The sequence below is a fragment of the Alphaproteobacteria bacterium genome, assembly GCA_024244705.1.
Taxonomy (GTDB): Bacteria; Pseudomonadota; Alphaproteobacteria; order JAAEOK01; family JAAEOK01; genus JAAEOK01.
The window spans coordinates 67,175-93,530 of record JAAEOK010000050.1 but is presented as its reverse complement, the minus strand read 5'-3'; the positions used below and the strand labels follow the sequence as shown (position 1 = coordinate 93,530).

Annotated in this window: 27 protein-coding genes; 13 read left to right on the top strand and 14 right to left on the bottom strand. The window is 63.9% G+C overall.

The annotated features are described in order from the left end of the window. Positions 1 to 83 precede the first annotated feature (83 nt). Genes GY791_08255 through GY791_08230 form a run of 6 tightly spaced genes read right to left on the bottom strand, consistent with a single transcriptional unit; the run spans position 84 to position 3,619 of the window. A complete protein-coding gene (locus GY791_08255) occupies positions 84 to 866 on the bottom strand; it encodes a hypothetical protein (GenBank protein MCP4328413.1) in 783 nt (260 codons plus the stop codon). Further along, complete coding sequence (locus GY791_08250) at positions 866 to 1,171, bottom strand: hypothetical protein (protein ID MCP4328412.1); 306 nt, start codon at positions 1,169 to 1,171, stop codon at positions 866 to 868. Before GY791_08250 ends, GY791_08255 begins: the two co-directional genes overlap by 1 nt. Position 1,172: 1 nt before the next feature. Further along, positions 1,173 to 1,358 carry a hypothetical protein gene (locus tag GY791_08245; protein ID MCP4328411.1) on the bottom strand — a complete coding sequence of 62 codons (186 nt, stop codon included), beginning with the start codon at positions 1,356 to 1,358 and terminating at the stop codon, positions 1,173 to 1,175. Between the two features lie 54 nt (positions 1,359 to 1,412). Next, positions 1,413 to 2,882, bottom strand: coding sequence for a terminase B (locus GY791_08240; GenBank protein MCP4328410.1), 1,470 nt, complete (start codon positions 2,880 to 2,882; stop codon positions 1,413 to 1,415). A 19-nt stretch (positions 2,883 to 2,901) separates the two neighbouring features. Next, a complete protein-coding gene (locus GY791_08235) occupies positions 2,902 to 3,171 on the bottom strand; it encodes a hypothetical protein (GenBank protein MCP4328409.1) in 270 nt (89 codons plus the stop codon). A 58-nt stretch (positions 3,172 to 3,229) separates the two neighbouring features. After that, positions 3,230 to 3,619 carry a lysozyme inhibitor gene (locus GY791_08230; GenBank protein MCP4328408.1) on the bottom strand — a complete coding sequence of 130 codons (390 nt, stop codon included), beginning with the start codon at positions 3,617 to 3,619 and terminating at the stop codon, positions 3,230 to 3,232. Between the two features lie 341 nt (positions 3,620 to 3,960). On the opposite strand from GY791_08230, the gene GY791_08225 reads away from it, so the two are divergent. The 6 genes from GY791_08225 (at position 3,961) to GY791_08200 (ending at position 10,246) form a co-directional block, all read left to right on the top strand. Next, a complete protein-coding gene (locus tag GY791_08225; protein MCP4328407.1) occupies positions 3,961 to 4,398 on the top strand; it encodes an META domain-containing protein in 438 nt (145 codons plus the stop codon). 98 nt (positions 4,399 to 4,496) lie between these two features. Next, positions 4,497 to 5,426, top strand: coding sequence for a J domain-containing protein (locus GY791_08220; GenBank protein MCP4328406.1), 930 nt, complete (start codon positions 4,497 to 4,499; stop codon positions 5,424 to 5,426). Then, a complete protein-coding gene (locus tag GY791_08215) occupies positions 5,423 to 5,758 on the top strand; it encodes a MerR family transcriptional regulator (GenBank protein ID MCP4328405.1) in 336 nt (111 codons plus the stop codon). Before GY791_08220 ends, GY791_08215 begins: the two co-directional genes overlap by 4 nt. 16 nt (positions 5,759 to 5,774) lie before the next feature. Next, positions 5,775 to 7,490, top strand: coding sequence for a HEAT repeat domain-containing protein (locus GY791_08210; protein MCP4328404.1), 1,716 nt, complete (start codon positions 5,775 to 5,777; stop codon positions 7,488 to 7,490). Positions 7,491 to 7,534: 44 nt separating this feature from the next. Further along, the gene (locus tag GY791_08205) at positions 7,535 to 8,299 is read left to right on the top strand and encodes a DUF1194 domain-containing protein (protein ID MCP4328403.1); all 765 of its coding nucleotides are present in this window, start codon (positions 7,535 to 7,537) and stop codon (positions 8,297 to 8,299) included. Between the two features lie 213 nt (positions 8,300 to 8,512). Then, a complete protein-coding gene (locus tag GY791_08200) occupies positions 8,513 to 10,246 on the top strand; it encodes a type II and III secretion system protein (GenBank protein ID MCP4328402.1) in 1,734 nt (577 codons plus the stop codon). Between the two features lie 199 nt (positions 10,247 to 10,445). Here GY791_08200 and GY791_08195 read toward each other — a convergent pair whose 3' ends face one another. Continuing rightward, the gene (locus GY791_08195) at positions 10,446 to 10,628 is read right to left on the bottom strand and encodes a hypothetical protein (GenBank protein MCP4328401.1); all 183 of its coding nucleotides are present in this window, start codon (positions 10,626 to 10,628) and stop codon (positions 10,446 to 10,448) included. Positions 10,629 to 10,859: 231 nt separating this feature from the next. Here GY791_08195 and GY791_08190 point away from each other — a divergent pair, with 231 nt between their 5' ends. The 3 genes from GY791_08190 to GY791_08180 all read left to right on the top strand — a co-directional run bounded on the left by GY791_08190 (position 10,860) and on the right by GY791_08180 (position 15,804). After that, the gene (locus GY791_08190; protein ID MCP4328400.1) at positions 10,860 to 13,514 is read left to right on the top strand and encodes a molybdopterin-dependent oxidoreductase; all 2,655 of its coding nucleotides are present in this window, start codon (positions 10,860 to 10,862) and stop codon (positions 13,512 to 13,514) included. 200 nt (positions 13,515 to 13,714) lie between these two features. Continuing rightward, the gene (locus GY791_08185; GenBank protein ID MCP4328399.1) at positions 13,715 to 14,620 is read left to right on the top strand and encodes an ABC transporter substrate-binding protein; all 906 of its coding nucleotides are present in this window, start codon (positions 13,715 to 13,717) and stop codon (positions 14,618 to 14,620) included. A 179-nt stretch (positions 14,621 to 14,799) separates the two neighbouring features. Next, positions 14,800 to 15,804 (top strand): NUDIX domain-containing protein, encoded by a 1,005-nt coding sequence (locus GY791_08180; protein ID MCP4328398.1) that lies wholly within the window; start codon positions 14,800 to 14,802, stop codon positions 15,802 to 15,804. 416 nt (positions 15,805 to 16,220) lie between these two features. Here the strand turns inward: GY791_08180 and GY791_08175 are convergent, their stop codons facing one another. After that, on the bottom strand, positions 16,221 to 16,922 hold the full coding sequence (locus GY791_08175) for a class I SAM-dependent methyltransferase (protein ID MCP4328397.1): 702 nt from the start codon (positions 16,920 to 16,922) through the stop codon (positions 16,221 to 16,223). Between the two features lie 286 nt (positions 16,923 to 17,208). Here GY791_08175 and GY791_08170 point away from each other — a divergent pair, with 286 nt between their 5' ends. The 3 genes from GY791_08170 to GY791_08160 all read left to right on the top strand — a co-directional run bounded on the left by GY791_08170 (position 17,209) and on the right by GY791_08160 (position 20,095). Beyond that, positions 17,209 to 17,847, top strand: coding sequence for a glutathione S-transferase family protein (locus GY791_08170; GenBank protein ID MCP4328396.1), 639 nt, complete (start codon positions 17,209 to 17,211; stop codon positions 17,845 to 17,847). Between the two features lie 255 nt (positions 17,848 to 18,102). Then, positions 18,103 to 18,549, top strand: a complete 447-nt coding sequence (locus GY791_08165; protein ID MCP4328395.1) for an ATPase — start codon at positions 18,103 to 18,105, stop codon at positions 18,547 to 18,549. A 265-nt stretch (positions 18,550 to 18,814) separates the two neighbouring features. Then, complete coding sequence (locus tag GY791_08160) at positions 18,815 to 20,095, top strand: aspartate aminotransferase family protein (protein MCP4328394.1); 1,281 nt, start codon at positions 18,815 to 18,817, stop codon at positions 20,093 to 20,095. A 343-nt stretch (positions 20,096 to 20,438) separates the two neighbouring features. On the opposite strand, the gene GY791_08155 is transcribed toward GY791_08160, so the two are convergent. The 5 genes from GY791_08155 to GY791_08135 form a co-directional block, all read right to left on the bottom strand. After that, positions 20,439 to 21,695, bottom strand: a complete 1,257-nt coding sequence (locus GY791_08155) for an RNA polymerase sigma factor (protein ID MCP4328393.1) — start codon at positions 21,693 to 21,695, stop codon at positions 20,439 to 20,441. A gap of 56 nt (positions 21,696 to 21,751) precedes the next feature. Next, positions 21,752 to 22,102 carry a YciI family protein gene (locus tag GY791_08150; protein ID MCP4328392.1) on the bottom strand — a complete coding sequence of 117 codons (351 nt, stop codon included), beginning with the start codon at positions 22,100 to 22,102 and terminating at the stop codon, positions 21,752 to 21,754. 135 nt (positions 22,103 to 22,237) lie between these two features. Further along, complete coding sequence (locus GY791_08145) at positions 22,238 to 23,482, bottom strand: RNA polymerase subunit sigma-70 (GenBank protein ID MCP4328391.1); 1,245 nt, start codon at positions 23,480 to 23,482, stop codon at positions 22,238 to 22,240. Between the two features lie 46 nt (positions 23,483 to 23,528). Beyond that, positions 23,529 to 23,882 carry a YciI family protein gene (locus tag GY791_08140; GenBank protein MCP4328390.1) on the bottom strand — a complete coding sequence of 118 codons (354 nt, stop codon included), beginning with the start codon at positions 23,880 to 23,882 and terminating at the stop codon, positions 23,529 to 23,531. 118 nt (positions 23,883 to 24,000) lie between these two features. After that, positions 24,001 to 24,963: a hypothetical protein gene (locus GY791_08135; protein ID MCP4328389.1), complete on the bottom strand. Its 963-nt coding sequence runs from the start codon at positions 24,961 to 24,963 to the stop codon at positions 24,001 to 24,003. A gap of 223 nt (positions 24,964 to 25,186) precedes the next feature. Here GY791_08135 and GY791_08130 point away from each other — a divergent pair, with 223 nt between their 5' ends. After that, the gene (locus tag GY791_08130) at positions 25,187 to 25,888 is read left to right on the top strand and encodes a hypothetical protein (protein MCP4328388.1); all 702 of its coding nucleotides are present in this window, start codon (positions 25,187 to 25,189) and stop codon (positions 25,886 to 25,888) included. 54 nt (positions 25,889 to 25,942) lie between these two features. Here the strand turns inward: GY791_08130 and GY791_08125 are convergent, their stop codons facing one another. Continuing rightward, entirely contained in the window at positions 25,943 to 26,338 is a 396-nt protein-coding gene (locus GY791_08125; GenBank protein ID MCP4328387.1) for a DUF1761 domain-containing protein, read from the bottom strand. Between the last annotated feature and the right edge of the window lie 18 nt (positions 26,339 to 26,356).

Below are 26,356 nucleotides of genomic sequence, written 5' to 3'. Positions count from 1 at the left end.
CCCGATCGAGGAAACGACGCCAGCCATGTGATCTTGGGGTTCTCCACCGGCAGAGATTACAGCTAGAGCCTCCAAGCCAAAAGCTAGAACGTCACCCCCCAATTGTCGCTGAGATATGTCCGCACGTTGGTCAGGTCGTCACCAGCCAAGACCTCGTTGAACAAGAGTGCCGCGCCAAAATCGCCTTCGAAATCAAAAGTTCCGGTGTAATGCTCTCCTAGTCGAAAATCTTTTGTGTTCGAGGCTGTTAGATTGCCGGTATTCCCCGTGTCCGACGCCAACAATGATCCATTGTGGTTCATCAGCATGGTCCCGCCGTCACGGTAGCCCTCCCAGGCTATCCATGCATCATTCCAACCGGACCCTGGAATGGCGGTGGATAAACGAGCGGCAAAGGCGGAGCCATAATCGAAATAGATGGTCCCGCCGTCGCCAGGAGAGATGAAAATGCGGTCTGTACTCGAACTCCCCCATACGATGAGGTTTTGATTGAACTGAACGCTCAGCTTCTTGATGACAATGAAGAAGTGGAAGGTGTTGGCATTGAATATGCCCGTACCTGTCACGGATGCTTTCTTGAGGTGGTCCCCAAGACCATCAAACCTCAAACCTGGCCGGCCATTCTGCACGTCACTAACGATAAGCGGCCGATCGGCATCCACCGTCTGAACAAGATTTCCGATCCCACTCGTACTTTCGTCACTTATCTCGGAGCACTTGCCGCCGCCGGCATCGGTCAGCGTCGAAACGCCGCTCTCATACCAGCCTACCAGTGAAGCGATATTGTCTGGGTTAAAGGCCGACCCACCCCCTCCACTCCCACCACCTTTCGCACCAAGCAGCCCCAAACATCGGCCGCCGATCATCAGCTTGTGCCGTCGTAGGCCGCGACCTTGTGGCCGGGCACGACGCCGAAATACTCGGCTTCGTTGGCCTTGACCAGGAGCCCGTCGGCCACCGCTGCGGTCGGGCTGGCGCCGAAATCGAGATAGGCGTCGGCGTCGGCGATGATCCGGATGAACCGCGTATCGGCCTGGAACGCGGCCGACTGGCTGCTCGTCGTGAACGATACCGATTGCCCGGCTTGGGCCGGTTCGGAACCGATCTGCGCCAGGCCGCCGTTCTCGTCCCGGGCCAGATAGGCGTATTCGCGAATATAGAGGTTTGCCATCTCATTCTCCCAATAGGCGCTTGGCCGCGCTTGGCGCGGCGCCGGTGACGCCCTGGCCGCCGGTCAGGCGGGTGCTTGCGCGCCCGGCGGCGAGCAGCCGGCGGCGGCGTTCCTTCAATGCGGCGTCCTGGACCTCGACATCGTCCTTCGCGGGCGGCGGCGGCGGTTTCGGAAACAGAAATCCCATTCTGGTCTCTCCTGTCGGGTGATCGCGGCGCGGCCTCTGGCAGCCGGACGCCGGTCAGAAATCGTCGGCGGCGGGCGGGCCGTCGAACGGGTCGTAGGCGGCGTCGGCATAGGCCGGCGTCGCCGCCAACCGGGCGTTGCCGCCGCCGGCAAAGGTCAGCACGAAGGCGTCGGCGAGGTCCGGCGACGCCATCCCGCGCCGCTTCATCTCGTCCTTGCTTTCGACCTTGATGCGGCCGCTCGAGGTGATCGCGTATCGGACCCGGCTGAGCTCGCCGATCAGCGCCGGGTCGGCGGCCAATCGGCACTCGCGGCGCTGGAACCAGTCGCGGGCGCGGAACCACAGTTCGTCGCGCAGCCGCTGGTAGCGTTCGCCCTCCGCCGCCGCTTCGGCGACGTTCAACGCCACCGCCGGCAGGCCAAGTTCGCGCAACCGGTCGGCGACCCCGGCGCCGAGCCCGATGGCGTCGACGACGATGCGCGCCGGCCGTTCCGCCGGCCGTGTCTCACGGAACTCCGCGGCCACCAGCCCGGCGACCTGCATCGTATCCTTCTGCCGCCAGGCGCGGATCGGGTCCGGCACTTGGTTGCCGTGACGCTTGCACAAGGCACTGCGGTCGCTGCCGAAGCGGGCCACGTCGAGGCCCCAGGCGACGGGGCCGAAGCCCTCGACGTCGCGTTTCACCGCCTCTTCGACCAGATGCAGCGGGATCACGACATCGTCCTCCGAGCGCGGAAACTCGCCCAACACGCGCACTCGGTAGACATTGCTCTCGGCGCCGTACTTGTCGGCGACCTCGGCGATATAGGCCGGGTCGACCAGGCGCGAATCGGCGCAGCCCACCTTCATCGTCACCCACAAATGGCGCAGGCCGTGGAAGGCGTCGTGGAAGTAGCCGCTGTTCCGCGTCGGGTTGCCGGCCATCACCGTCTTGGCGCCGGCGGTTGACATCGCCCCCTGCCCGGCCTCGAAGATCGGATCGGCAACGCCCGACGCCTCGTCGACGACGAACAGCAGGTGATCGGCATGGAAGCCCTGGAACGCCTCGGGATGTTCCTTGCGCGCGGTGCGGGCGACGGCAAAAGACTGGCCGCCATCGGCGAGGTCGACGCGGTCGCGCTTGATGTCGAAATGGGCGCGCAACGGTTCCGGCATGCGGCGAGCCCAGCATCCGATCTCGCCCCACAGCACGTCCTGGAGCTGGTGGCCGCTCGGCGCCGTGCACGGCACCTTGGCCGGATAGCGCGTCGTCAGCCACCACAACACCAGCCATGCCAGCAGCGCCGACTTGCCGACCCCGTGCCCGGACCGGATGGCGAGGCGGTCGTGGTCGGCGATCGCGGTGAGCGCCGCCAACTGCCATGGCTCTGGCGCGACGTCGAAGACCTCGGTCACGAAGCGCGCCGGCTCCCGGCGCCACCGCCGCAATGTCTGCCGCGCCAGCGCGGCGCTCAACGGAGCCGCGGGCATGGGGATGGCTGGGTCGGCCTTGCCCGCGGCTCGTTCGCGGAGATCGTCCCTCATTCTGACCTATCCAAAATCGTCACGCCCCGGACACGTGCCCGCCAGGCTTGTCGTTCTCCGCGGCCATCGCCGCCAGCAGGTCGACCAGCGACAAGCCGACGTCGAGCCGCAGTTCCTTGGTCATCGCCGCGACCACGACCCGCACATAGGTCGAAGGGTCCTTCTCGCGCAGGGCGCGCACGGCGGCGACACCGTGGTCGCGGAAGTCCTCGTGGAGCGCGCGAACGAAATCGTCGGCCAGCCACTCGCCGGGTCGTCCCGGCCGGTCGTTCGGTAAACGCCGGGTCATGGTGCTCTGAAAGTTTTGGGTGCCGCGCCGAGACGGCGCGCGGCGAAATCCGTCGCGGTTATTCCGCTACCGAGCAGTTGGTGGCGACGGCACCGCCTTGGGTTTCGTAAAGCGCGTCCCTGCCCTTGATCCAGAACGTCGTCTGCTCGTCGCTGTAGCGCGCGCCCGATCCCGAGATCGTTTGCGGCAGTACGGTCTGCCGTCCCGCCGATTCGAGGACCAGGCGGCTCGGATCCTTGTGGAAGGTCACCGTCAGTTGCGAATTGTCGAGGCAGGTGTAGGTGAAGGTATCGCCGCCGGCGGTCTCCGACCCGTCGCCACCGTCGGTGGTCTTGGTCGGCGCCGGCGCGCCGCCGCAGGCTGGCAGCGACGCCATCACGATGGCGAGACTTCCAGCGATCATTCCCAACCGTGCCGTCATGGCGCCCGCGCTCCGTTTCGTGTCCATCGAGACCCGCCGTCGGCAACTATGCGCCGCCGGAAGGACGCCGTCCAGCAGGCCGGGGTATGGACCCCGCGCCGGCCGGTGAACGCGCCCACGAAAAAGCCCGCCGCGAAGTTGGCGGGCGGGCGCGAATGCAGGATCGTCACCATGCCCGTGTTTATACGCTCAAATCGGCAAAAAGGGAAGGAATTTTTTTCCTGGACCTGCGCCCGGATTTGTGCGCTTTTTCGCCTCCTTGCGTTTCAGTTGGTGAGGTTCGGGGTGTTATGGCATGCTGACCGGCGGACCGGTTCGTTGGCAACGGCCGGGCCGCGTTTCGAAGCCGCCGAGGGAGGTTCGCTTACATGCGCCGACCGCACCGCCTGGCCGTTCTCGGATTGACCGTTGTGCTCGCTGCCGCCTGTCAGGGCCAGGCGCCGCCGAGCGTCGCCGAAACGAACGGTGCCGATCTCATCGGTACTTCGTGGACGGCCGAATTCATCGACGGCCAGCCGGTCCTCGCCGATGTCGAAACCTTCGTTCGGTTCGAGGACGAGAAGCGGCTGACCGGCAATGGTGGCTGCAACGCCTTCTTCGGGACTTATGAGACCGACGGCGACCGCCTGATGATCGGGCCGGTCGGCATTACCAAGCGCGCCTGCGCGGCGCCCATAAACGATCAGGAACGGCGTTTCGTTGCGTCGCTGGCGACCGCCGAGCGCTTCGAATTCGAGGACGACCTGCTGCTGCTGTTTTCAGATGGCGCGCAGGCGGCGACGCGCATGGTGGAGAAAACGGATTAGGATTTTCCCGCCCCGGCCGGTCGGCTATCCTGGATCCCGACCGCATCGTCGGACGCAACATGACCCTATTCGAACGGTAACCACGGCATCGGCACGGCATGGCGAAAGACCTCTATGAAATCCTCGGTGTCGGCCGCGATGCGACCGAGGACGATATCCGCAAGGCCTATCGCGAGCTGGCCAAGTCGCTGCATCCGGACCTGAACCCCGGCGACGCCGAAGCCGAGGAGCGGTTCAAGGCGGTGTCCGCCGCCTATGGCTTGCTCAAGGATGCGGAAAAGCGCGCCCAGTACGACCGCGGCGAGATCGACGAAACCGGCGCCGAGCGTCCCGAGCACCGCTACTACCGCGATTACGCCGACGCCGGCCACGCACGCCAGTATTATTCGTCGTCGGGCTTTGACGATCTCGGCGCCGCCGGCGGCATCTTCGACGACCTGTTCGGCGGCCGGCGGGGCGGTGCGGATGGGTCGATCAAACTCCGCGGCGGCGACGCCTACTATCAGCTCCGGGTCGACTTCCTCGAGGCGGTCAACGGCGCCAAGAAACGAATCGCCATGCCCGACGGCGGTTCCCTCGACCTGACCATCCCGGCCGGCGTCGAGCCCGGCCAGGTGCTGCGGCTCAAGGGCAAGGGCATGCCCGGAATCGGCGGCGGTCCGCCGGGCGATGCGTTGGTCGAGGTCGCGGTCGGAACCCATCCGGTGTTCAAGCGCGACGGCGACGACATCCGTGTCGAGATGCCGATTACGATCGACGAGGCGGTGCTCGGCGGCAAGATCGATGTGCCGACGATCGCCGGACGAGTCAGTATGACCGTGCCAAAAGCAGCAAGCAGCGGTCAGGTCTTGCGGCTCAAGGGCAAAGGCGTGAAGCACCGCAAGTCGGATCGTCGCGGCGACCAATTGGTGGCGCTCAAAATCGTCCTGCCCGGGAAGGTCGATGCCGAACTCGAGGCGTTCTTCGAATCGTGGCGCGAGTCCCATCGCTACGATCCCAGGGCCGGCCTCCGGGAGGGCAGCGGATGATGAAGGAGTATGAGGTTGTCGCGGTGATCGACGGCCTGACCGTGCGCCGCCTGCGAACCTGGGTCCGCCAAGGGTGGGTGCGGCCGGCGCAACGAGACGGCGACGTGGTGTTTTCGGACGTCGACGCGGCGCGCCTCAGGTTGATCTGCCAGTTGCGTCACGAAATGAATGTCGGCGCCGAGGCCATGCCGATCATTCTTTCCCTGATCGACCAGCTCTATGGCGTGCGTCACGAATTCAAATGCGTGATGGAGGCGTTGGAATCGCAGTCCTCGGCGGTACGCGAGGAGATCATTCGGCACGCCCGCCGCACCCGCGAACCATCGGACTAGGAGGGCTATTGTCCTGATGCACCGCCAAACGATCCAAACGGAACCGATTCGCTTGGCCATCGCGTTGGGCGCATGGGCCGTCTTGCTGCCGGTGTTCATCTGCCACCTCTGGATCGCCTCGGCGGCGGCGCAGAATCTCGGCGGCGGCACAGCCACCGAGGCCGATGTGAACGCGCTCGTCGCTCAACTGGAAGACCTCGATCCCCGGGTCCGCAGCCAGGCCATCGTTGCGCTCGAGCGGCTCGGCTCGACGGCGGCGGTCGCGGTCCCGCGGCTCATCGCGGTGCTCGAAGATCCCGACGATGAGGTCCGCTGGACCGCCGCTGGCGCGCTCGGCTCCATGGGCGTAAAGGCGCATCCCGCAATTCCGCTCTTGATTGCCGCACTGCGCGACGATCATCCTCACGTTCGCGCCTCGGCGGCGGCGGCCCTGGCACGATTGGGATCGGCGTCGGTCGACCCGGTTCGGATCCTCCTCGATGACGAAAACCCCGAGATTCGCCTGACCGCGGCACGGATTCTCGGCGGTGTCGGGCCACGCGCCCTGCCTGCGGTCCCCGCCCTGGTGTACATCCTTGGCGATCCCGACGACCGGGTCCGCGTGGCCGCGGCGGCGGCCCTGCGAAGCATCGGGTCCGGTGCGGATTCCGCGGTCGCCGCCTTGGTGCGCCGCCTCGATGACCCGGCGCCCGAAGTGCGGCGGGGTGCCGCCGGCGCGCTCGGCGCCATCCACGGGCACGCCGAGATCGCCGTCCCCGCATTGATCGATGTGTTGGAGGAACCCGACGCGGATCTGCGCTGGATCGCGGCCGCGGCGCTCGGGCATTTCGGCGCCGACGCGGTGCCGGCGCTGCCCGCCCTGCTCGATTTGCTGACCGGGCTCGATGGCAATGCGCGGTGGGCAGCGGCTCGGTCCCTGGTGCGGATTCGCGGCCCGGCGGTACCCGGGCTGATGGAGGCGATGCGCAGTGAGAACGCCGAAGTGCGGCGCGTGGCGGTCGATGCCGTGGCCGAGATTGGCTATGCCGCCCACGCGGCGGCGCCACTCTTGGTCGGACTCCTCATCGACGACGACATCGGTGTGCGCCGTGCCGCGGCGGCGGCGATCGGGGCCGTCGGGAACGTTTCGGCCGAATCGTCCCAGGCCTTGGTTTCCACGACCGAAGACGTCGATGTCGTGGTCCGTCAGGCGGCCGCTCATTCGCTCGGCCGTACCCTGACGCCAACCCCGGAGGTGCTGAACGCGTTGGTCGCTCTGCTCCACGATGGCGAGCCCGCGGTACGCGCCACCGCCGCCGGCGCGCTGGCGCAGATCGGCGAAGACGCCCGCCCCTTCGCCGTCGCCGACCTGCTCGGGTTGTTCGATGACACGCTGCCCTTCGTCCGCCGCGCCGCCGCCGAGGCGGTCGCGACCCTCGGTCCGCGCGACCCGTCCGCATTGGATGTTCTCGCCGCCGCGCTCGGCGACCGCGATGTCGGCGTGCGTCGGGCGGCGGCGGTCGCGCTGAAGGATTACGGCCCCCAGGCCGCTCCCGCCGTACCCGACTTGATCGTCGCCATGGACGATCCGGATTCCGAAGTCTTGCGGCGTGTCGCCTGGGCGCTGGGGTCGATCGGTCCGGCGGCCCATGCGGCCGAGGCCGCGTTGTCGACGGCGGTCGACAACCCGGAATGGAAGGTCAGCATTACCGCGACCTGGGCGCTTCGCGCCATTCAACCGGACGCCGATTGAAATTTTCGCTCCATGGCGATAGAGCGACGCCGTATACTCGGTCGATGCGGGGATTATTTCGACTGGCGGCCGGGCTCGCCGCGGTTCAAATCGCGGTCGCGATGGGGTGGTTTCTGGCGCCCTCGTCGGCGGCCCAGGACGTTCGTCCGGTCGACCTCGAACTGGTGCTCGCCGTCGATATCTCATCCAGCGTCGATCGCGAGGAATTCGACCTGCAGATGCGCGGTATCGCCGAGGCCTTTCGCCAGTCCGCGGTCGTCGCCGCCATCGAGGCCGCCGGCCAGTTGGGAATCGCCGTCGCCGTCGTACAGTGGTCCGATCGCCACGAGCAGGTGCTGGCGGTCGACTGGACACATGTCGACGACGAAGCCAGCGCATTGGCCATAGCCAACCGGATTGGCACCACGCGGCGCACGCTGAGCGGCAGCCAAACGGCGATCAGCGGGGCGCTGGAATATTCGCTGCAGGAGCTTGAGAGCAACGGCTACGAAGGCGTCCGCCGGGTCATCGACATATCCGGCGACGGCCGTGCCAATGCCGGGTCCCACCCGATGGCGATGCGCGATCTGGCCGTGGCGAACGGGGTCGTCGTTAACGGGCTCGCGATCCTCAATGAGGAGCCGTTCGTCGACAGTTATTATCGCTATAGCGTGATCGGCGGCGAGGGTGCGTTCCTGAAGACGGCAATCGATTACGAGGATTTCGCCATCGCGATGCTCGAAAAGCTCATCCGCGAGATCGAGCTGCCGCCGGTCAGCGACTCTGTGCCGTTCGAGGACACGCCAACGACGCTCCACGCCCGCCGGTGAATGCCGCGGATTTCCGCCGTTGCGCTCCCGACCCCGTATTAATGATTTTGAAGTCGCGCCGAAATCGGTCACTATTCCCTTCGGAACCCCTTCGGCGCGTTCGCTCAGGCCGCCGCATCTAGGGGGAATGGCTTACGGCGTCGCTTTTGGGGGTTTCGGCCGTGCCGCGTCTATCTGCGCGGATGGGGGAAACTGGACCGAAGCGAGGCCGAAATGGGACGATCGCCCGCATTTTTTGCCGTATTGCTGCTGCCGTCACTGATTGCCGCCGACATCGCCGAGGCCGCGGTGGCGGAACCTCGGCAGGTGATGATCGAAACGCAATTCGTCGAAACCCAGCGATCGACCCTGCGCGAACTCGGCTTTAATCTGCAACCTCTGACGCCGACCATTGGTGCGCCGACCATCGGCGCCATTCAATCCTATCAGCTCGGCGATATTCTGAATTCGATCCAGGCCAACGAAGCCGGGCAAATCCTGGCCGCGCCCAGGCTGGTCGTCTTGGAGGATCAGGCAGCGACATTCTCCGCCGGCGGCTTCTTGACGGCACCGTCGAAAGTTCCCGGCGTCGAAGTGACGTTCGAGGATTTCGGCATCGAACTGACCGTCATCCCGCAGGTCACTCCCGACGGCAAGATCGTCCTCGACATCAAGACCGCCAGCGACGAGATCAACTCCGGGCCGACGACGCCGATTGTCAATACGCGGCGGGCGAGCACCGCGTTGAGCCTGCAGAACGATCAGACCCTGGCCATCGGCGGCTTGGTCTCCGACGAGTTGAAGGCCGAGGCCGACCGCATTCCCGGCCTCGGCGATCTCCCCATACTCGGTCCGCTGTTCAAGGGCGGATCGCAGGCCGCCCAGACCATGGAGCTGATCATATTCTTGACGCCGCGGATCAGTGGGATGACGAGCGGATCCTCTTCCGGGACCACGCCTCCGGCGTCGGGCGGCGGCACGACCACGACCACGGCAGCGCCGAGCACCGGCAGTTCCGTCTCGACGACGAGTTCGAGTTCGCGCCGCGGCGGCAGGATGCCGTTCTTCGAAGTGGCACCTGGTCAGTTCTTCATCGATGTCGGTGCCAATGCGGTCTACGATTACATGCCGAATTTCAACTGGCTACGTCTCGAAGACGGCATAAACATCATCGAGCAGCCGTTCCTGTCGGAGAAGACCGACATCATCGCACCGGAAATCGTCATTGGTGGCGGTGTCGGGCTCGATTGGAGTCTCTTATTCGGCGGCAAATCCCGTCTTCGTTTCGGGTTTAGTTATTTGGATGGCGACACCGACAGCTTCGAGGAGTTCGTCTCGACCGGCGGCGAAGGCCTCGGTGTGAACCTACCCGACGGCAACGCCATTTTCGTGCCCGGCGGCATGGCCGATCTCCAGGATGTCAACTTCAACCTGTCCTACAAGGCGGTCAATTTCGACATTCAGCTGTTCGAGGAAATCCCGCTCGGCAACAAGGCGCTGACGGTCGGCGGCGGTGTCGATTTCCGCTACGCCAAGTCTAAGACCTCATTGTCGTTCCTGACCGACAATTTTTCGACCCAGTTCGAGCGCTCCGACAAGATCAAGAACTATTCGGCGGGCCCGGTGATCAGCGCCACGCTCAGCCACAATTACGGGCTGCTGACCTCCTATGGCGGCCTGTCGGTGCGCGCCATGGCCAGCTTCGCCGACGGCTGGACGGGGGTCGATCAGGACGGCTTCTCGCAGGGCGAGTTCGACCCGTCGAAGACCGAGTTCACGTACGAGACCGAGGCCACGGCCGGCCTCCGCTTCAACCTCGATCCAATCAAGCTCGACCTCCGCGGGAGCTTCGGCTACGGCAACAACAATCCAATCCTGATCTATCCCGAATTCCAGGAAGCCGAAATCGATTTCAAGAACGACATGAACTGGACCGCCGGCGCCGAGGTCACCTACACCTTCGACTAGGCCGTGTGCTCGTAAACGCGACCCATTGGGGCCACTCGGGAAAATGTCCGGTTAGCACCCAACTCGAGACGTTTTCAAGCGGGCCGCGGCACGGGGATTATGTGCCATGAGCCGTCGTTCGAAGAGGCGCTTAGGACCCTTCTCAAATGACCGAGATCGACCCGAAGTGGTCGTTGACACCAACCACCGCACGTGTCAGCTATCGGATCGCTAAGCGGTCGTCCAACAGCATTGATCCGTTGGGCAGGAACGTGCCACGACCTGTCAAAGCCAGGTGCGGGTGTATGGCCGAAAGGCGGATGAAGCGGAAATTCGGTTGCAGCAGTGCAAATGGCGGATCAAGACCCTGAACGGTATTCCAGTTCAGCAGGATCTGCGACATACAGCAAGCTCAGGCCGCTCCATAGTAAGGGTCGTGTCCCGGGGAGTGGTGTAAGAGCGGCGAGCGCCTGACGGTATGCGGCGGGTTGCGCCGGCTCATTCAAGCGGCCGCGGGCGGTAGCTTACTCTTGTCGCCCTAATTGATCGGTGTCAATGCGATCAGGCGTAGTCGCTCCCAAAATCTTGAGATACTCGTCGCTCTCGAGCAATACCGGCCATGGAGGGGACAGTCGTGAGCGTCAACCGGCGCCAATTCCTCAAGATCTCGGCGGCCACCGCCGCCGCATCTGCCACAACCCTGACACTGTTCAGCCCTGACATAGTCTTCGGGGATGACACGGTGCTTGTCCCCCATGCCTCCCACTACGGCCCGTTCAAGGCGGTTGTGAAGGACGGCCGGCTGATCGGCGTGCAGCCCGTGAAGGATGTCGACGCCATGCCGACCAAGATGCTGACCGAGGGCATCCTCAGCCGGACCTACCATCGCACCCGGGTCATGTACCCCATGGTGCGGAAATCCTATCTGGAGAATTTCGGCGGCTTCACCCATCCCGACCGGCGCGGCAAAGAACCTTTCGTGCGGGTCACTTGGGATGAGGCGCTCGGCTTAGCGGCCGGGGCCATCCTCGACACCATTGAGCAATACGACAACGAGGCGGTTTTCAGCAGCTCCTATGGCGGCTGGAGCCACGCCGGCGTTCTGCGGCCGAATGTACTGCAGGGCCGATTGTTCGGACTGATCGGCGGCTGCACGACAACCACCGGCGACTACTCCGGCGGCGCCTCCCAGATCAGTCTCCCGCACGTGATCGGGGACATGGAGGTCTACTCCGCACAGACCTCCTGGGAGGAGATCCGCGACAACACGGAAGTCTTCGTGCTGGTCGGCTGCGATCCGTTCAAGAACAACCGGATCGAGTACCGCGTTGCCGACCATCAGATGTATCCACGTTGGATGAAGGTGAAAGAGGCCGGCGTCCGGTTCATCTCGATCAATCCCCAGTACACCTTGACCGACGACGCGCTGGGGTCGGAGTGGGTCAAGATCATACCGAACACGGACGTCGCGCTGTTCCTGGCGATGGCCTATCACATCGTGAACAGCGGCAAGCACGACCAAGAGTATCTCGACATATACACGGTCGGTTTCGACAAGTTCCAAAAGTACCTCATGGGGAAAGACGAGGACGGCAGCCCGCCGAAGACGCCCGAGTGGGCGGCGAAGATCACGGGCATCCCGGCGGAGAAGATCGTCGAGCTGGCCGAGCTCTTCGCCGGCAAGCGCACGCAATTCGCCGGGGCCTGGTCGCTGCAACGGGCGGACCACGGCGAAATGACCCACTGGGCCATCATCAACTTCGCCGCCATCATCGGCAAGATCGGCAAACCGGGAGGGGGCGTCGGTTTCAGCTGGCACTACGGCAACGGCGGCATGCCGGTGTCGGGAGCGACCATGCCGGTTGGCCTGCCGCAGGGGCGAAACCCGGTCAAGACCCGGTGTCCGGCCTCGCGCATCACCGAGATGCTCATGAACCCCGGCGCGCCGTTCCAGCGCGACGGCCATTTGTATACCTATCCGCGGGTGAGGATGATCTACAACGCGGGCGTCAACTACCTGAGCCACCAGCAGGACACCAACGAGCTGATCTGGGCTTTGCGCAAGAAGGTCGACACCATCGTCTGCCAGGATCCGTGGTGGACGGCCTCCATGCAGTACGCCGATATCGCGTTGCCGGCTACGAGCACACTGGAGCGTAACGACATCACCTCCGGCGGGACCTACAGCAACAACAAGGTCTATGCCATGCGCCAGGTCATCGAGCCGGTGGGCGAGAGCCTCGACGACTTCGAGATCTTCCGCAGGCTGGGGGAGATCTTCGGGGTCGAAATCCAATTCACTGAAGACCTGGAGGTGATGGACGTCCTCAAGAGGGCCTACGAGAACTGCTCCGCCGAGATGCCGTTCGAGGAGTTCTGGGAACAAGGCGTCGCGCCCATCAAGATCCCGGAAGCAGCAAACACGTGGGTCCGCCACGGGGATTTCTACAAAGATCCCGAGCAGCACCCGCTGCACACGGCCTCGGGCAAGATCGAGATCTACTGCGACACGATCGCCGGGTTCGATATTCCCGACTGCCCGCCCATGCCGAAGTGGATGGAACCCTTCGAGTACCTCGGCAACGCGAAGCCGGGACAGGTGCACGTGGTGAGTCCCCATCCCAGAATGCGCCTGCACTCGCAGATGGCCAATGCGACCATCCGTGACATCGACAACATCAAGGGACGCGAGTTCATCTTCATCAGCCCCGAAGACGCCGAGGAGCGGGGCATCGAGGACGGCGACCTGATCGAGGTCTACAACGACCGCGGCTCCCTGATCGGCGGTGCCCGGGTGTGGGACAAGATCATGAAGGGCGTGATCAGCGTCCAAGAGGGCGTTTGGTTATCTCTCGACAGCAAGGGCCGCTGCAACAGCGGGGCGATCAACACCCTCACCTCGAGCAGGGCCTGTAGCCAGTTGAGCCAGGCCACCAGCGCCAACACCTGCCTCGCGTGGGTCAAGAAGTGCACGGACCCCGAGGGAGAGAACTTGGCGTACTACCCGCCCGAGGTCTTGATGCCCACCGCGAGGTTCGACCTCGCCAGGCTCGACATCGACAACCGGGCGTTCGACGTTCAGGAGACCGCGACGGCGGACATGAGCCCAGGTGAGAAGCTCTTCTACGAGCGCTGCACCTTGTGTCACGTGCCACGCGAGCCCGGCGACTACAGCCAGAAGCAGTGGCTCGGAATCACCGAGAGCATGTTTCCAAGAGCAGGCCTCGAAGAGGCAGAGCAGAAGACGGTTCTGGAGTTCCTGTTCGCGAACGCCAAGGACGCCCCGTGAGGACGGCACTTCAGGCGGCTTGATGGAATGTCCGCATCCTTGTTCGAGTGGTCGGCCGGCTGTGTGAAGAAAGGCGAGAGCGGCGGCAACGCGAGGCGACCACGCGCGGAAATGAGAAGGAAGTCATCATGAGGACGAGCATCAGATTGAAAGCGCCCAAGCTGGCAGCGATCGTCGGTGGCATCGCGTTGTCGGTCTCCATGGCGACGGCGGCGGTCCCGGAATCAGAGGGGCCGATCAAGATCGTGCTCAACAACTGGCCCAGCCAACAGGTGCTGGCCCATGTGAGTGGCGAGCTGCTGAAGAAGATCGGCTATGACGTCGAATACGACCCCGCCGACGCGCAACTCCAGTACCCGGCCATCGGCAACGGCGACCTGCATTTCCAGGTGGAGGTCTGGGAAGGAACCATGAAAGTGCCCTTCGAACAACAGGTCGCCAGGGAACGCATGATCGACGCCGGCGCCCACGAGGCGGTGACCCGGGAAGAGTGGTGGTATCCTGACTACGTTGAAGAGCTCTGCCCCGGACTACCCGACTGGAAGGCCCTGAACGAGTGCGCGCAGGAATTTGCGACATCGGAAACCGCGCCCATGGGGCGCTATCTGGCCGGTCCGGTGGACTGGGAAAGACCGGATCGAGAACGGGTCGAGGCGCTGGGCATGAAGTTCGAAATCGCAAACGCGCCCCAGGCGTTGACCTTGTGGGCAGAGCTTGAAGGGGCGTCGCGACGGAAAGAGCCGATCGTTCTCTTCAACTGGACCCCGAACTGGGTGGAGGCCAAATATGCCGGCAGATTCGTTGAATTTCCGGCCTACCATGCGGACTGTGAAAACGATGCGAGCTGGGGCGTCAATCCCAACCTCACCTACGACTGCGGCAATCCGGAGAGCGGATGGCTCAAGAAAGGCGTCTGGGCCGGATTCCCCGAGACGTGGCCCTGCGCGTTCGAGCTGATCAAGAACATCAGCTTCACCAACGCGCAGATCGCGGCGGCGGCGGCGTACGCGGAAGTGGAAGAGATGAGCCCGGAGGAAGCCGCCCGCAGGTGGATCGAGGAAAACAAGGAAGCTTGGGAGAAATGGATTCCCGCTTGCGCCGGCTAGGCGCGGAGGTGCCACCAAGAATGATGAAACAACCCCATGCCCCGAAATGTCAAGCCTTCAATTGTGGCAGGCGGGCGGCGCACAGCGGCGCGACTAGAGCAGATCGCGGTTGTCGACTTCACGGCATCCCCGAGCCTCGATAAACTCATTGTATGTCCGTATGAAGAGCCGAGGTTCTGGTGAGCACAAGAAAGATTCAGCTCCCGGACTGGATATACCGACAGTCTGCCGTGCTGCCCTATAGACAGGGTGCCAAAGGCCTGGAGGTGCTGCTCGTGACCTCGCGCAAGGGCTCCTGCTGGGTTCTTCCCAAGGGAATAGTGGAGCCCGGCCTGACGGCGGCCGAATCGGCCGTCAAGGAAGCCCGGGAAGAAGCGGGCGTCGATGGCCCCGTCGGGACGGAGGACTTCGGCAGGTACCGCTACAAGAAGTGGGGCGGGACGTGCACGGTCGAGGTCTTTCCCATGGAAGTGCGTTCGGAGATGGATGACTGGCCCGAATCGGATATGAGGCAGCGGGAATGGATGACCGTCTCCGAAGCGGCGAGGCGGGTCGACAAGAAGAAGCTGCGCAAGATCATTCGCCGTTTGCCCGATGCGGTCGACGCGAACGGTGTCCCAAAACCTGGAACGGCCGCGCCATCTCACCGCCACCCAGTCGCCACAGGCAAGCCGAGGCGACTGATCTATCTCTTCCGGCACGCCAAGTCGAGCTGGGCCGACCCGAACCTCAGGGATTTCGAGCGTCCGTTGGCGCCGCGCGGCGAGCGAGCGCTCAAGAAGATGCAGTACTACATGGCGCTCGCCGACGCGGAGCCGGAGCTTGTCCTGTGTTCGCCCGCGGCACGCACGCGCCAGACTCTCGCGGGTATCCTGCCGGCCCTCGGCGAGGACGTGCCGGTGACGTTCGACCGCGGGCTTTACATGCTCGGCATGCGCGGCTTGCTCAACCGGCTTCGGCGGGTGCCTGACGACATGGCCGCGGTCATGCTGATCGGGCACAATCCCGGCATGCACGCGCTCGCACTAGAACTGGTCGGCGGCGGCGACAAGACCCTGGCGCAGATGCAGGCAAACTTTCCCACCGGGGCGCTCGCGACGCTCATCTGGCGGGGCCGCAAGTGGTCGGAGATCGGGCCCGCGACCTGCGAGCTGCACAGTTTCGTCGTCCCGAGACAGCTCTGAGGAGGCGCCCACGGTCGCCCGACACTCGCGCGGTCGTCCGCAGCCGGCCGGTAATCATGAGACTCGCCGAAACGGCAAGGACCAAGCCAGACTCTGCTGAGAGACATGGCGCCATGCTAACGTGCGCTTCTCGGCCGTGATGTCGTAAACGGGTCAATTTTCACCGTTCCCACGCAGATCGTCGAGTGTCGGCTCTCCGATCCGAAACCCGACGTTGCAAACGGCTCTGAAGAATGACCCTTCCTGGCCGAAGGCTGCCTTTTATCGCTCAAGATGCTCAAGGACTGGTTAGGGTCACGTCCGGACAAAATGCAATTCGCATGCAATGTCGGTTGATCATGCGGAAGCGGTCATTGCGCGGGCCGGATCGTCAGGCCGGAATGTGCCATGAGCCGACATTCCGCCTCGGCGCAAAATCAACGCACAGCAACAAGACACGCATAGTTTTGGGCGGTCGTCGGAGTGTCGATATTGGGCTCGAGATGCGCCAGGGATCTGGGCCCGGAAAACCCCACCTCACGTAAGAGTTCGATATGCCGACTAATCTCGAAGCGACCCGGCTCGTAGTCCCAGGTGGTGCCGTCAGGCTTGATGAAGTCGCCGTTGACGAGCACACCGCCCTCGGGAAGGGTCTCGTAACAGCGGGCGTAAACATCCGCCACCGCCTCTTGGCTGCCGAGATCGTGTAGCGCCCAGGTGGAGATGATGGCACCCGGTGTTCGGGTGAGTTTTCGGGGCCAGCGCTGGTCCATGAGGTCGGCCCTGGTGAGAGTGACCCGATGCATCAGGTCGCCGACCGTTTCCTTTGCGATCTCGAAGAACACTTCCGAAAAATCGACTCCTTCGTAACTGATCGTCCCATTCCGCTCCAGGATGTGACGGGCCATGTAGCCGGGTCCGATACCGAGTTCCACAACGTGGCTGTTGGGAATATCGGACCGAGCGATCCGATCCAGAATCATATCGAAGAGCCGGATGCGGGGTTCGGTCGGGACAAATCGGTCTGCCCAGCCACGAACAAACTCCGCATCGTGAAATTCATGCTTGGCTCCGACGTACCCGCTCAATGGTGTTTCTCCCGCGCATAATGCTGATTTCTGCTTCTTGTAGCCCAACATGCGAGCGCAAACCAGGACGGCTCCGGGTCAAATCGGGACGAAAACCCAATGCGCGCGTCGTGCCGACCAGTCGCACGGAAGCGGCCGTCATGTGGACCGGATCGTTAGACCCCGAACGCGCCAGGAGAGGTAATGACGCACACCGGTTCCTCGGCGCACGCACCTCCTCGACCGACTTTGCCGTCTGCCGAATTTCCTGAATTAGATCGCAAGAATCGGAGTGCATAAGTAGCCCCGGTTCCTATGGTCGGCCGAGACCATTTCTTAGCCGAAGGAATCTTGGCCCATGTTGACGCTTTACGACTATCTCCCGTCACAGAACGCTTACAAAGTAAGGCTGCTGCTGAACCAACTGAACCGACCCTACCGAACAAAGATGATCAGCATTTTCGAAGGCGAAGGGCAGACCGAAGAATTTCGCAAAATCAGCCCGGCCGGTGCCGTTCCCGCGATCGAACTCGAAAACGGAAGCGCCTTGGCGGAGTCCAATGCGATCCTGATCTTTCTGGCGGAAGGGTCAGCTTACCTTCCCGACGATGCTTTCAATCGGGCAAAGGTGTTGCAGTGGTTGTTTTTCGAGGGTGAGACAGTTCAGGGCGGCGTCGCGACGCTGCGGCACTGGGTGCAGACGGGCAAGGACAAGAAACGCTCGCCAGAACTCATCGCCATGAAACGCGACCTCTCACTGAAGTCGTTGCGTATTCTCGATCGCGAATTGAGCCGGAACGACTTCCTCGGCGGCAACCGGTACACCGTGGCCGACATGTCGGTATTCGCCTATGTGCACCTCGCCGGCGAGGCGAATCTTCCCCTCGAAGACTATGGACATGTCGTCCGGTGGATCGAGCGGGTGCGTTCGCAAGCCGGATTCTTAGCGGAAACACATCCCTATTCGATCGACCCATATTCCGTGCGGGAACTCTGACCAAATGGCGCACCGTTCGCGTTATGGCACGGCGCTTCGAGGCGTGACCGACGATCCCCATTTAGAAATCAGTCGTATCCGCCGCGGGTCAACACCGGTAATAGAGGCTCGACGTGCAAAGGGCCGAGCCACCGAGGGCCGCAACGAGAGGTCCGGACGAAGCCGGCGGTCGTCGTTTGCGAAGGCCCTCATCCCGTGCGAGCATATATCCCGCCCGGCCGCCGCCTCTTGGACGCCGACGTAGGTCACGAATTCATGGCTGTAGATGTATCGTCACGGATCGACATTGCCGTGCCGCGCGAACAGGCGGCGGCGTATGCCACGGATCCCGATAACGCGCCCCATTGGTACGTCAATATCAAGTCGGTCGAATGGAAGACCCCGCCGCCGCTCGGCGTTGGCTCGCAGATCGAATTCGTCGCGCATTTCCTCGGCCGGCGGATGGCCTACACCTACGAGGTCGTCGAATATGTTCCGGGCGAGAGCCTGACCATGCGCGCGTCCGAAGGACCGTTTCCGATGGAAACCAGCTATCGATGGGAAACGGTCGACCAAGGGAGTACCCGCATGACGCTGCGCAATCGCGGCGCACCCACCGGCTTTTCCCGATTGGTCGCACCCGTCATGGCGATGGCCATGCGTCGCGCAAATCGCAAAGACCTCCTCCGCCTGAAACAGGTTCTCGAAGAGGGCGCCGTATAAAGGCGGCCTTTCAAGGAAACCTGATCAAAGGCTGATCTACGGAAGAAGCTGGGGAATATCGGCCTAGTTGTTTCATTCCGGAATGTGGTGGCGCCGGTTATCGTGATCTATCAACACTGGAGGTGTGTCTGGATGACAAAAGTCGGGCCAAATGGGTTGTCGGTCTGGCTCATTCGCCTATCATCGTGGCCGGCAAGAGGAGACATCTGAGTAATATCGGGTGGAGACGCGCCGGGCGTGTTTTGATTGTGACGGACAACGGGCGATGAGCAACTGCGGGCGTAGCCGGGTCTTCCGTTATGGCGGCGACTTTGCCGATCAGCGAATCGTGCGGGCCAAGGGCTCTTATATCTACGACGTCGATGGCCGCGAAATTCTCGATTTCACCTCGGGCCAGATGAGCGGAATTCTCGGTCATGGTCATCCCGAGATCGTCGCCGTTGTCCAGGAAATGGCCGCCAATCTGGATCATCTTCATAGCGGCTTTCTGTCCGATCCGGTGATCGAATTTGCCGACGCGCTCGCCGATATGCTTCCCGATGGTCTCGACCGGGTGCTACCGCTTTCGACAGGAGGTGAATCGAACGAGGCGGCGCTCCGGATTGCCAAGACCTATACCGGTGACTTCGAGGTCGTTGCCTTCGACCGCTCGTGGCACGGGGTGACGGGCGGGGCGGCCGCCACAACCTATTCCGGTGGCCGCCGCGGCCATGGTCCAACCCTTCCGGGGGTTTTGACCCTGCCGACACCCCACGCGTACCGCTCGCCTTTCAATCGCGATGGCGACTATGACTGGCAGGCAGAGTTCGAGTTCGGCTGGGACATGATCGACCGCCAGAGCACCGGCCAGTTGGCAGCGGTCATTGTCGAGCCGATCCTGAGTTCGGGGGGCATCATCGAACTGCCGGACGGCTACTTGGCCGCCTTGCAGGAAAAAGCACACGAGCGCGACATGCTGTTGATCCTCGACGAGGCCCAAACCGGAATGGGACGGACCGGCACCAATTTTGCCTTCGAACGCGACGGCGTCGTGCCGGATATCCTCAACCTTTCGAAGACCTTGGGCGCCGGTTTGCCGCTGTCGGCGACGATCACCACAACCGCGATCGAACAGGATTGCCATGACAAGGACTTCCTTTTCTACACCACCCACGCTGCCGATCCGCTACCGGCGGCGGTCGGACGCAAGGTGGTGGAGATCGTCATTCGGGACCAATTGGCAGACCGCGCCCGCGAACTTGGGGCATACCTGAAATCCCAGCTTTGCGACCTCCAGCAACGCCACCCAACCATCGGCGATATCCGAGGGCGCGGCCTGCTGCTTGGCGTCGAACTGGTGACCGATCGCGTGACCAAGGCACCGGCGCCGGACGTTGGGATGGCCGTTAGCCAGCGCTGCCTCGAACTGGGGGCGTGCCTTAACATCGGCCGGCGCTCAATGGCCGGCGTATTCCGACTAGCACCGCCCTTGACCATAAGCCGTGACGAAATCGACAGGGCCGTGGCGATATTCGATCAGGCCCTGAGCGAATGCGTGACGGTTTGATCCGCTCCGTCCGGGTCCTTGATTTCGGGTAATACCTCGCGGGTCCATTGGTTGGCATGATGCTGGCTGATATGGGGCCGAGGTGATCCGGATCGACCCACCGGGCGGTCCTCGGTTCAAATCACCAGCCACCGATATGCTGTCTCGGGGCAAATCGTCTCTGGCTCTGGACCTGAAAAGCCAAGGAGGGCGGGAGAGAAATGGCGGCGACCAGATTGAAGTCCCTCTTGCATCGGCCGTTCATGGCCGAACTCTGGCGTTCGCCACGTGCCGCCGATTAGGCCCGCTAGGCCCCGAACCCGATCCCACGAGCGACCGTCACGAGGGCTTGGAGTGGCAGGTTCTAACCCAGCAATTCGGCCAAGCGGGCCTCGAGGAAGCGCCGCTCGGCGGCGTTCCGGGTCCGCGTCAGGGCTTGGCGATAGGCCTCGGCGGCCGCGCTCTTGCGGCCGGCGCGGCGCAGCGTGTCGGCGCGGGCGGCGTGGAACGGCTGGTAGTCGGCCAAAACGCCCTCGCGCTCCAATTCGGCCAGCGCCGGCAGCGCCGCTTCGGCGCCCTCGGCGAAGGACAGCGCCACGGCGCCATTGAGCCGGACCACCGGCGACGGCTGGAGGGCATAGAGCGCACCGTAGAGCAGCGTGATTTCGTGCCAGTCGGTTGCCGCATGATCCGGTGCCCCGGCGTGGAGCGCGCTGATTGCCGCCTGGATCTGATAGGGACCCGAGTTGCCCTGCGCGAGCGCGTCCTTGAGCACCCGGATCCCGGCCGCGATCCGCTCCCGGTCCCAGCGCGTGCGGTCCTGGTGTTCCAAGGTGATCAGGTTGCCTTCGGAATCGCTGCGTGTACCGCGCCGGGAATCGTGCAGCAGCATCAGCGCCAGCAGGCCGGCCGCCTCCGGTTCCCCCGGCACCTGCCGGGTCAGCAGCCAGCCGAGGCGGATCGCCTCCCGGCACAAATCGCTCCGGGTCGGCGCGTCGCCGGAGGTCGCGGCGTAGCCCTCATTGAAGATCAGGTAGATGACCGCGAGCACCGAGCCGAGGCGCTCGGGCCAAAGGTCCGGCGCAGGCACCTCATAGGGTATTCCGGCGGCCTTGATCTTGTGCTTGGCGCGGGTCAGGCGCTGGGCCATCGTCGCCTCCGGCACCAGGAAGGCGCGGGCGATCTCCTCCGTCGCCAGGCCGCCCAGCGTGCGCAGGGTCAACGCGACCCGCGCCGCCTCGGCCAGCGCCGGGTGGCAGCAGGTGAAGATCAACCGCAGCCGTTCGTCGGCGATGGTCTCGTCCACGTCATCCTGCCTGGTCTGGCGGTCGAGTTCGCGGAGCACGGCAAACTCGGCACGCTTGGCTCGAAAATTGGTGTCGCGGCGCAGCCTGTCGATCGCCTTGCGACGGGCGGTTTGCAACAGCCAGGCGCGCGGCCGTTCGGGGACACCGTCCCTCGGCCAGTGCCCGAGCGCGGCGACGACCGCATCCTGGAGCGCGTCCTCGGCCAGGGCAAAATCGCGCAGCTGCCCGACCAGCGCCGCCAAGACGCGGCCCCATTCCTCGCGGACGAGCTCATTGACGGCGGCCCGGGTCTGGTCGAGCGACGCCGCCGTCAATCAGCCTCCGTCGCCGGAGCCGCCGTCCGAGCGGCTCCGTGATGTTGGCCCCGGCCTCAATCGAAGACCATGATCGGCCGCACCTCGATCGACCCGAACGCCGCGGTCGGGATTCGCGCGGCATAGGCGATCGCCTCGTCGAGATCCTTGCAGTCGAGGATGTAATACCCGCCGAGCTGTTCCTTGGTCTCGGCGAAGGGGCCATCGGTGGTTTCGGTACGGCCGCCGCGCACCCGAACCGTGGTCGCGGTGGCGATCGGCTCCAGCGGATCGCCGGCGACCATCACGTTCTTCTCCCGGATGTCCTTGGTGAAGGCCATATAGCCCTCCATCAACTGGCCCATTTCCGGTGTATTCGGTTGCGGGTGATTGGCTTCATCGCCGTAGATCAGGCACATATATTTCATCTGACACCTCTTTCGATTGCCGCCCCGCCACCGGGGCTTCCTCTTGTAGACGAACAGGGGCCGCCGGAATCGACATCGCGCCGAAAAAAATAGCCCCCAAGCGCGGTACTTGCCAGCTGCGACTGGCGCCGATCGTCACCGCTCGATTGTCGACATCTTGGTCAACAGAAACGCGCGCACGGCGCGGTCCTCGGTCAAGCCGATGGCGCGCTCGTAGGCGGCATCGGCGCCGTCCGTCCGATCCAATCTGGCCAACAGCGCACCGCGCACCGCCCAGTAGGGCTGGTAGGATCGGGCGCGATCCATATCGATCGCCTCGAGTGCCGCCAAGCCGGCCGCCGCGCCGCGCTCCTCGGCCAATGCCGCGGCGCGTCCGATGAGCGCGCCGATGGTCGGCGACATTTCGGCCAAGGCATCGTAGAGCGCGACGATCGACGCCCAATTGATATCGCCGCCGGTGAGACGCATGGCGTGCTGGGATTGGATGGCGGCCTCGAGCTGAAAGCGCCCCAGACGGTGTTGCGCCGCCGCCGTGGCGAGCGCCCGTTTCGCCTCTTCGATCATCGGCCGGCGCCACAACTGCACGTCCTGCTCGGACAGCGGCATGTAGGCCCCGGCCTCGGTCCGCCGCGCCGGGCGGCGGGCCTCGCAGTAGAGCATCAGTGCCAGCAGGCCGTGGGCCTCGGCCGCATCCGGCAGCAGCTCGACGGCGAGACGCGCCAGCCAGACCGCCTCGTCGGCCAATCCGCGGCGGCGGGAATCGGTGCCGGCCGTATCGTCCCACCCGGTGCCGTAGGCGGCATAGATCGCATCGAGTACGGCGTCGAGCCGTTCCGGCAATTGGTGATACTCGGGGACATCGAACGAGATCCGGGCATCGCGGATCTTGGCCTTGGCGCGAACCAGGCGCTGGCCCATCGCCGCCGGCGAGACCAGGAACGCCGATGCGATGCGGCCGGCATCGATGCCGAGAACGGTTTGCAGCATCAGCGGCGTTCGGGCCGCTATGTCGATCGCCGGGTGGGCACAGATGAACAACAATTTCAGCCGTTCATCGGGAAACGCCGGCGCTACTGCCGCGCGGTCGGCGGCCTCCTCAGTCAACAGCCGCAACGTGGCCGCGGCCTGCGCCTGGACCGCCCGGTGCCTGGACATATCGGTCAACCGATGCCGGGCGGCGGCGAGCAGCCATGCTTCGGGCTTGTCGGGCACGCCGCGGTCCGGCCAGGTTTCCAGGGCGGCACGAAAGGCATCGGACAACGCGTCTTCCGCCGCCGCGACATCGCCCGCGGCGGCGGCGAGGTAGGCGACAAGCCGACTATAGGATGCCCTCGCCGCCAGCAGCGCCGCGCGGCCCGCGTCCTCGCCTCCATCCGCCATATCGCGATCAGCGGTTCACGGTCATTCGCCGGCCGCGCCCCCGCCCCTACTCCATTTTGTGGATCGGCCGGATTTCGACGGCACCGTATTCGGCGGCCGGACAGCGCGCGGCCCAGTCCAGCGCGGTGTCGAGATCCGGCACTTCGAAGATCATATAGCCGCCAAGCTGTTCCTTGGTATCGGCATAGGGGCCGTCCTGCACTTGACGGTCGCCGTCGCGGAGGGGCAGCGTGGTGCCGGTGTGACCGGGTTCCAGCGACGATCCGCCGGTGATCACGCCGGCCTCGACCAGCGCCTGATGATAGGCTCCCCAAGCACTCCAATAAGCCTCCCGCTTCGCTTCGTCCGATCGGGACGCCAAAGCCTCCTCGGTTTCGTAAATCAGCATCGCATACGCCATGATCGTCTCCTCAATGGGGTAAGAAGGCAGGCCTTCGCGCCTTCAGACCTATGACGAGCCAGGACCGGCGATTTCGACAGGACCGGCAAAAAAATAATCCCGGACTGACCGATGCGGCCTATTCGCTGCCGATCCAAATCGCCTCGACGAATTCGTAGGCGGTCGATCCCTTCTTGGTAACGCGGGGCACGATGAAGTCGGTTGCCGGGTCGAAGCCGAGCTGGGTACGCGGCAAGGGTTGGATCTTGCCGCCGGCGACGGTGAACTTGAAATCGCGCAACGGGGCGTCGTCCGAGGCCCGGGTCACGGCGAGGCGGTACTCGCCGTCGACCAGCAGTTCCGTCATCGTCAAGGGCACCGCATTGGGCGACTGTTTCTCGTCGTGGGGTTGATAAAGCGTGACTTCCCGGGGCTCGAAATGGCCGTTGCCGAAGTTGCTGGTCTGCCGCTTGGAATGGGCCACCAGTGCGCCGTCGCGGGTGAGCGTGGCCATGAAAAAGTCCTGAAACGTATCCGGGGCGGCCATGTCGGGGCCGCCGAGCCAGATCGTAACCAGCGGGATCGACTCGTCCTTGTAGGTGCCCGTGGTGATATGAGCCAGCGTTCGCCAGTAACCGTCGAAAGCATAGGTCTTCGTGGGGTTGTAGGGGTCGGCCCCGTCCCCGGTCTGTTTCAGGAGGAAGGGGAAACGGCTGATCGGCTTGCCGTCGAAAACGAAGACCAAGGTGTAGAGGCCGGGCTCGGTCAGTTGAATATCGGCCGGGCCTACGACCTGCATGCGCGCGAACACGCCCTCGCGCAGCTTGTAGTCGGGATAGACCGGAAACTGAGCCAGCACATCGCCGTTCGCGTTGACCAGGCCGACCAGCGCCTTGGCCGGGCCGTCCGGCGCGAAAGCGAGATCATAGGTCCCGAGGCTGACATAGCCGTCGTCGTCGCCGAAGTAACTGTCCATCAGGCTCTCGAAAATAACCGCCGGCGCATTCTGCTGCGCGGCGGCCGGCGGCGCGGACAGACCGGCGGCAAAGCCGCCGACGGCGATCACGGCGGCGACCAAGGCGGCGCGTGTCGGATTGATCATGTGTGCGTTCCCTTTGATTTCGAAGCCCGGCCCTGAATGGCCGCGGATGGTGCCATCGCCGGCGGCTGCGAATCAAGACGCCGCGCGGCGAGGCGAAATTGAAACGGGGCACCGATGGCGCCCGCGATGATGTCATCCCGTACCCGCTCCGCACGCATATCGCCGGCGCCGACCTGGATGCTATAACGCAGGAACTTCCACGCCGAGTTGAATCTCGCCGGTCATGTTCGAGCTCTTGACGATCCTTACGCCGATTGGCTTGCTGGACAGCACGTCGATGGTCCCGCTCTGCATCGTCATACTAATGGTGCTGCTCGCCGGACCGAGCCCAGTGTTCCGGTCGTCCGCTCTGATCCTTGGAATCTTCGTTGTCAGTTTCGCCTGTGGCGTGCTCATTCTACTGGGTCTGCAAAGCGCGCTCGACGAGATCCACACCTATTTGGAGAGGCTCTGGAAGGACCCGGAGACCGAGGAAGTGCTTATTCAGATCGTCCTCGGGGCCGTCCTCTGTGCGTTCGGATTGCGCATGACCACCGGCAGCAAGAAGCGAGCCGACAAGACGGTGGCATCCGGCATGACTGCATTTCAGGCACTGCTTGCCGGCGGCGGCCTGGCGATCGTCGGCTTACCGGGTGCGGTACCCTATTTCGCCGCCATCGACCTGACGCTGAGGGAAGACCTTGCCTTGGCGCAACAGTTGTTCGTGCTTGGCTACTACAACATCGTGTTTGTCTCGCCGCTCATTGTCATCGTGGTACTCGGGTCGGCACTCGGCGAACGAAGCCAAGGTGCTCTCGACGGTGTGAAACGGTTCTTCGACCGATGGGGTCAGAAGGTCATCGCGGTTCTGCTCGTGACTTTGGGAGCCATCTTGATCGTCGACGGCTTCGGATGGCTCTTCGGCCATCCGCTGATTCCGGTTTAGGTCGCAAATCGACGACAGGGGTCCGAACACGCGCGGCGCGGTCCTCGCTCGCGGCTACATGCCGCGGAAAATTCCCTGGCAGATAATCATGACGGCCAGACAGGCAATCCAATATCCCGCTTCGACATTCCGCGCGGTGCGCGATTTCTTCGTGAACAGGCCGCCCGAATAGGCCAAAACCGTAAACGCCACGGTGCCGAGAATGACCGTGAGAAGCGCACTCGAAACCGCCGTCACCCCGACGAACCAGCTCATCAACAGCAAGCCGACAAATTGGGTCACCATGGCGCCGACCGGCATGTTGTCGGCGGATCCCATTTCCACGCCCACGCCGTCGGCCCATTTCGGTCCGAAGAGTTTCGGCGAAAACCACAGCCAGCCGAGCAGAAAAGAAGCGACGGCTCCGGCGACGACGCCCAGCCAGCTAACGCCCGTTATCAACTCCGCCAATGTTTCACTCCCTTGTCT